Annotated in this window: 7 protein-coding genes; all 7 read left to right on the top strand. The window is 49.3% G+C overall.

The annotated features are described in order from the left end of the window. Nucleotides 1–1,300 (top strand): T9SS type A sorting domain-containing protein (locus V2I46_00675; GenBank protein MEE4175999.1); only part of this gene is annotated, 1,300 nt, incomplete at its 5' end. A 50-nt stretch (nt 1,301–1,350) separates the two neighbouring features. Beyond that, complete coding sequence (locus tag V2I46_00680) at nt 1,351–1,581, top strand: hypothetical protein (protein ID MEE4176000.1); 231 nt, start codon at nt 1,351–1,353, stop codon at nt 1,579–1,581. 210 nt (nt 1,582–1,791) lie between these two features. Continuing rightward, a complete protein-coding gene (locus V2I46_00685) occupies nt 1,792–2,895 on the top strand; it encodes an aminotransferase class I/II-fold pyridoxal phosphate-dependent enzyme (GenBank protein MEE4176001.1) in 1,104 nt (367 codons plus the stop codon). 182 nt (nt 2,896–3,077) lie between these two features. Beyond that, complete coding sequence (locus tag V2I46_00690; GenBank protein MEE4176002.1) at nt 3,078–5,033, top strand: nucleoside-diphosphate sugar epimerase/dehydratase; 1,956 nt, start codon at nt 3,078–3,080, stop codon at nt 5,031–5,033. 67 nt (nt 5,034–5,100) lie between these two features. Next, nucleotides 5,101–5,862 carry an ElyC/SanA/YdcF family protein gene (locus V2I46_00695; protein MEE4176003.1) on the top strand — a complete coding sequence of 254 codons (762 nt, stop codon included), beginning with the start codon at nt 5,101–5,103 and terminating at the stop codon, nt 5,860–5,862. Nucleotides 5,863–5,964: 102 nt separating this feature from the next. After that, nucleotides 5,965–6,255 (top strand): HPr-rel-A system PqqD family peptide chaperone, encoded by a 291-nt coding sequence (locus V2I46_00700; GenBank protein ID MEE4176004.1) that lies wholly within the window; start codon nt 5,965–5,967, stop codon nt 6,253–6,255. 221 nt (nt 6,256–6,476) lie between these two features. Next, a partial coding sequence (locus tag V2I46_00705; GenBank protein ID MEE4176005.1) for a hypothetical protein occupies nt 6,477–6,928 on the top strand: 452 nt, incomplete at its 3' end.

The raw sequence follows: 6,928 nt of genomic DNA on the forward strand, positions 1-6,928 counted from the left end.
AGAAGGGGGATCGCTGATTCACCCCAATGCAGATGTGCCGGCAACGGTAAACCGGAATCTGGCAGCAGCCAACTGGAACGACTGCACCGATGGCTGGCACCTGGTTTCTTCGCCTGTAGAGGACCAGCTCATCACGGGAGAATGGACCCCCTCTGGCATGGGCAATGATTATGATTTTTATGCCTGGAGCGAGCCGCAACAACTCTGGCTGAATCAAAAAGAAAGCAGCAATGGGATCAACCGTTTTGTTCCAGGCGAGGGCTATCTGCTGGCCTATGAGCAAGGGGGCGCAAAGGCTTTTGCGGGTGAGCTGACGGCTGGGGATATTACCCGCACGCTGACCTACACCGAAGGGGAGGATTTCAGCGGATGGAACTTGCTGGGCAATCCTTTTCCCAGTGGATTGCTTTGGAATCATGACTTGGACATTTGGGGTGACCTGCAGGCAATGAACATAAATGCCTTTGCCCATACCTGGGATAGCAATTCAAAAAGCTATGTCGTGGTGCCTCCCGGAGGGTGCATCCCCGCCGGCCAGGGCTTTATGGTACAGCTTACCGGTGGGGCATCTGCTGACCTGACCCTCCCTGCTGCTGCACGGGTCCACGAGAGCCCACTGGTCAACAAATCGGAAATAAGTGGCTGGATCAGATTGGCTGCCATTGAGCAGGACAACGCTTCGAAGCAGGAAAGCCTGCTGATGGTCAATCCCTCTGCAACAGAAACCTTTCAGCCTTACTGGGATGCACATTTCCTGCAAGGCTTTGCACCACAGTTTTACAGCCTCAAGCAAGACGAAAAACTTGCCGTTTTCAGTTTGCCCGAAATAGACCTTGATCAGGTCATCCCCTTGGGGTTTGTGAAAAACGAAGCCCATGCCTTCCGTGTTGCGCTTTTAGAAAACAAGACTAATGCCAGACTTTTCCTTTACGACCGCAAACTGGATACTGAACACCCCTTGCAACAGGGCAATCCCTACCTGTTCACGGCAGAAACGGACGATGATCCGCTGCGGTTTGAGCTGCGGTTTAAGTCTGCAAATTCAACAGGGATAGGGCAACACATTCAGGAAAAGGCGGTTGAGATTTACGCTGCAGCAAAAGTTTTATATCTCAAATTTCCGATGGAAGAGGGAGGAAGAACTATGGAGGTCTTCGATCCCGGGGGCAGACTGCTATTGACAAGATCCCTGGGTGCGGGGCGGCAGCATTCCATCAAGATGGACGTGGAAGCAGGCATCTATTTTGTCAGGATTAAGGGTAAGCGTTGGACTGTTTCCAAAAAGATCTTTGTGATATGAAAAATACCTGGAGCTGTTGTCGCTATAAAAAAGGGAGGGGAATCTTCAGCATGAAAACCAAGTTTAGGTTATTATTGCTATTCAGTGTTTTATTGTTTTTCCCCATCGCAACCACTGGACAGCCTGGCAATCCACCCCATCATCCACCAGGGCATGGTTTGCCGGGCGACCAGAAACCTCACGACACCCCACCTGGAAGTGGTTTAGTCATCCTGACCCTGGTGGGCCTGGCCTGGGGGATTAGGAAAACTTTTAAGGACCATAGGCGGGATAAACCCTAGGGGTTTTACCAAAAATAAAGACCTTTCAAATTGCGTTGGATTTTTAACCTTTTCTTATTCCACTTTTAAAGGAACACAAGCCTGCTTTTTATGTAAATTTGTAAACTTTTTCAAACAAGCACATTAATCGGTAATTGTGTTTTCACGTTGAATCTTAACTCCTTAGCTTTGAGCCAAACCCCTCCCCGCCTTTACCTTTCCTCACCCCATATGGGTGATACAGAACAAGTATTTGTAAAGGAAGCTTTTGACACCAACTGGGTAGCCCCCCTGGGCCCCAATGTGGATGGCTTTGAGGGCGACCTCCAGGAATATACCGGTTCAGCCCACGCAGCAGCGCTGAGCAGCGGGACCGCAGCCCTGCACCTTTCGCTGATAATGCTGGGGGTTAAGCCAGGTGATCCTGTCATTTGCCAGAGCCTCACCTTTTCGGCCAGCGCAAACCCCATTGCCTACCTGGGTGCTGTACCGGTCTTTGTTGACAGCGAACCCAAGACCTGGAATATGTGCCCCAATGCTTTGGAGCAAGCCGTAAAAGACCTGACCTCAAAAGGGAAAAAACCCAAAGCCATCATCCCGGTGCATCTGTATGGTATGCCCGCAAAGATGGATGAAATCATGGGGATTGCGCAACACTTCGATATTCCCATTGTGGAAGATGCAGCAGAAGCCCTGGGCTCGGAAATCAATGGACGTAAGTGCGGTACCTTTGGCAAGCTGGGCATCCTAAGCTTCAACGGCAATAAGATCATCACCACCAGCGGGGGCGGTGCGCTGCTCTCTGACGATGAGGCCCTGATTAAAAAAGCCCGTTTCCTGGCCACACAGGCACGCGACCCCGCCCCTCATTACCAGCACAGTCATATCGGGTATAACTACCGGATGAGCAATGTGTTAGCTGGAATTGGCAGAGGGCAAATGAAGGTGCTTCCGCAACGCATTGACCAGCGTCGGGCTAATTTCGACTTCTATCAGGAGTTGTTGGGAGGGATTCCCGGGATACGATTTCTGACGGAACCAGCTGGCTGTTTTTCCAATCGCTGGCTGACCACTATGCTTATCGACCCGCAAGAAACCGGGGGCATTACCCGTGAAGATATCAGGCAAGCCTTGGAGGCCCGTAACATTGAATCGCGACCGCTCTGGAAACCCATGCATTTGCAGCCCATTTTCAAGGAATATCCTTATTTTGGGGGGCAGGTAGCAGAGAAGTTGTTTGAATACGGGCTCTGTATGCCTTCCGGATCGAATATGACTGCAGAGGAAAAGGAACGCATTGCTGAGGTGATGAAGCTTTTATTTCATTTGAAATAACCACAATGAATTGGGAAGGCCTGAAAATGAATGATAAAGCACTGTATTTTTATTGTAAAAGGACTTCTGGCTCTCAATTTCACGATGGAACTGTAACTTTTTATTAATTGTGTTTTCGTTTTTTCGTTTAAATTTGCAAGAGAATCCACAAAACGGGTTTCTTTCCTCCCTAAACTGACACTATGAAGGTCCAGAACACACAGTTGTATAGGTTGTTACTGAAGCTTTACGGTCGTTATTATAACAGGTTTTTGCCCCGATGGTACGTGTTGGTTTTCGATATCCTGGTCATTTTCTTCCTGTTTTTTCTTGCTTACGCCATTCGCCTGAATTTTAAGCTGGCGGAAATGCCCATGGATGTAGTGTCCGTGAGGGCCGTATTTACCATAATGGTTTATTCGGTTTTTATGTTTGTTTTCCGTTCCTTTTCAGGTATCATTCGTCATACCGGACTTCACGAGATCGCAAGGGTGCTTCAGGCTCTGGGGTTTTCATTTATGGCGCTGATTCTTTTGACGGCCCTTGCTGACTTGTTTCATTATCCGATTTCCTTTTTTCCCCGCTATGCTGTTCTGCTGATTCACTTTTTGTTGTCATTTTTTGTTCTTACCGGGGCACGGCTTGTGATCAAGACCATTTTTCACCGTTTGGTGAGAGCCAATATTAAACTGAAACGCAGGGTCATCATCTTTGGGGCGGGAAGCGCAGGCATGGTGACCCGCAGTGCGCTGATGCAGGACAGCCTCATCAATTACCAGGTGATGGCCTTTGTGGATGATAATCCGGGCAAAACACGCAAAATGCTGGACGGGATTCCAGTGATGCTCCCCGAAAAGGTTTTTAACAACCTTTTCATAAACGAAAGTCGTGCCGATCAGTTAATCATTGCTGTTCAAAACCTGAGTATTGACCGCCGTAAAGACCTGATCGAAAAAGGGCTTGAGTACCAGCTTGAGGTAAAGGTGATGCCCCCAGTACGCGACTGGATTAACGGCAAGCTGAGCACCTCACAGCTTAGGCGTGCACGTATCGAGGAACTTCTGGAACGCCCGCCAATCAGGTTGGGCGTTGAACATGTGGCCCGGGAGCTTGAAGGGAAAGTAGTGCTAATCACAGGTGCAGCAGGAAGCATTGGTTCGGGCTTGGTGCGTCAGGTAATAACCTATAAACCCCGCAAACTTGTTTTACTCGATCAAGCCGAATCCGCGCTTTACGATCTGCAGTTTGAGATCAATCAAAGCCCTGAATTAAAACCCTATGCCGAGAGAGCTGAATATGTGGTGGGAAGCATCCGCGACCAGCACCGTATGGAGAAGCTTTTTTACACATTCAGTCCGGAAGTGATTTACCATGCCGCTGCTTACAAGCACGTGCCCATGATGGAAGACAACCCCTATGAGGCGGTGTCGGTCAATGTTTTCGGTACCCACATTCTTGCCGACCTGGCAATAAAATACAAGGCCAAGAAATTTGTAATGGTTTCTACCGATAAGGCGGTGAATCCTACCAATGTGATGGGAGCCTCGAAGCGCATCGCCGAGATCTATGTACAAAGTATGGAGGAAGGAGGCACCCAATTTGTGACCACACGTTTTGGCAATGTGCTGGACAGTAACGGATCGGTGATCCCGCTCTTCAGGAAACAAATTGAACAGGGCGGCCCGGTTACCATTACCCACACCGAGATCACCCGATATTTTATGATGATCCCTGAAGCCTGCAGCCTGGTGCTTGAGGCTGGCACCATGGGGAACGGGGGGGAGATCTTTGTTTTTGATATGGGTGAACCCGTTAAAATCTCACACCTGGCAGAAAAAATGATTCAGCTTTCTGGTTATGTTCCAAACCAGGATATATTGATCAAGGAGATCGGCTTGCGCCCCGGGGAAAAACTATTTGAGGAGCTGCTCAATAATAATGAGAACACCCTGCCCACTCACCATCCCAAGATCCTGCGGGCCAGGGTTACCATTTATAGCCGCTCAGAAGTCCTCAACCATTTGAAAGAACTGGATAGAATTCTCAAAACAGGCGACAACTTTGCCCTGGTTGAAGAAATGAAAAAAATGGTGCCGGAATTCATTTCCAACAATTCCATTTACGAGGTCCTGGATGAAAAATTTGAACCTCTTGAATAAATGTTGATCTATACATCACTTTTCTCGTTTTTCTTTTAATTATCCCTCTTTAAGGTTTTCAATCCATATGCCCGTCCTTCTGAAATCCTTACTTTCTGTTCTTCCCTTTTTCTGGTTTTTGGCAGCTGTCGCTTTGATCTTTGGCTTATGGAAGAAAAAACGTCTGGCACGTTGGTTTGGAATATTTGCGCTGGTCTGGTTGTTGACAACCAGCACGGGTCCCCTGCCCCGTTTGCTGATCAGCGGCCTGGAAAACCGTTATGGGGTGTTTGATGATTCGCTTTCCTTCCCGGTTGACCAGCCTCTTCACGTCCTGGTGCTGGGAGGCGGCCACACCTCTGATGAACGATTACCTGCAAATAATCAATTATCGCTCAGCGCCCTGGGACGCCTGGTGGAAGGCATACGCATCCACCGCCAGCATCCCGGAAGCTTGCTTATCCTTTCAGGTTATCCTGGAAAAGATAAAGTAAGCAACGCCAGGGTGATGTATCAAACCGCCCTGCTGATGGGTGTGGAGGCCAGTCAGATGGCCATCATTCCTGAGCCGGAGAATACCCGTCAGGAAGCCCAAGCCTACCTTAAAACCTATGGGAACCATCAGCCCCTGGTTATTGTAACCTCTGCCACCCACATCCCCCGGGCTATGATGTGGTTCAGTAAAGCCGGTCTGAATCCCCTGCCGGCACCCACCAATCACGCCATCAAGGAAAGCCCGGTTTCCAGGTCTCAATGGTGGATTCCCGGCCCACAGAATATTTCCCTTACTGACCGTGCCATTTATGAATATGCGGGCATTATTCAGGCTAGACTTAGAAGGCAAAATTAGTAGGGTCAGCAAAAAGAGCGGTGAAATTGACAAGTGGACGAATCCCTCCGGCTGGAGCAATTCGGATTGATTCGTGTAAGCAAAAATGCATAATTTTGTTTTATGAGCCAAACGACCTATTACCGCAATCCCGAAACCATCTCAGGTGCCCTGCACGACCAGCTGGTGATGATGGACATAAAGCAGGGAAAATACTTTGCCCTCAACCCCGCAGCCACCCGCATCTGGGAGCTCCTTGAAAACCCCTTAAGCCTGGATGCTCTCTGCAAGGCCCTGCTTGAGGAGTTTGATGTAAGTCCTGATCAATGCCAGCAGGATGTGAAAGAACACCTTGCCGAGATGCAGAGGCTGGGACTCATCAGAGAGGTGAGCGATGAGAGAGAAAAAGTGTAATTCTTGGTTTAAGGTCCGGGATTAGGAGTTTAGGGCTTGTCCGCTAACCAGCGGATTCAAGCCTGCCTGCCGAAACCAAGGATTAGCGAATTAAAATTTTTGATTACCCGAAACTCCCTGATTAGCTTGCCAGTCCTGACACCCAAAACCCGATACCTGAAACCTTTTGATCTTAACAATGACAATCTGATAACTTGACAACCTGACAACAACGACAACCCTTGAAATCCACCAGCAACTACCTCTTTCTGCTCAAGTCCTTCCGGCTGCTGCTCGAATATCAGCCGTGGCGGTTGTTGCTGCTGTTCCTGCTTACCCTGGTTCTGGGTACTACCCAGGGCTTTTCCATTGCTTTGCTGATCCCCTTTTTGCAGTTGCTTGAAGTGGGCGAAGGGGCGGGCAGCAATTCACTGGTGGCCTTCTTCACCAACTTTTCAGAGAAGACCGGTATTCCCATCACCTTCGAGTCGGTGCTTCTGGCCTACCTGGTTTTGCTGACCATCATTGCCCTGCTGACCTATGGCAAGTCACTGTTCCAGGCAGCCTATCAGCAGGATTTCTCCTACCAGATCCGCAGGCGGCTGTTCCGCAAGATCATCCTGAGCGATTGGCCCAGCCTCAACAGCAAGAGCCGCCACAACCACCTCCAGGTGCTCACCGAAGAGGTGCCCAA

The sequence above is a fragment of the Bacteroides sp. genome, from assembly GCA_036351255.1.
Lineage (GTDB): Bacteria > Bacteroidota > Bacteroidia > Bacteroidales > UBA7960 > UBA7960.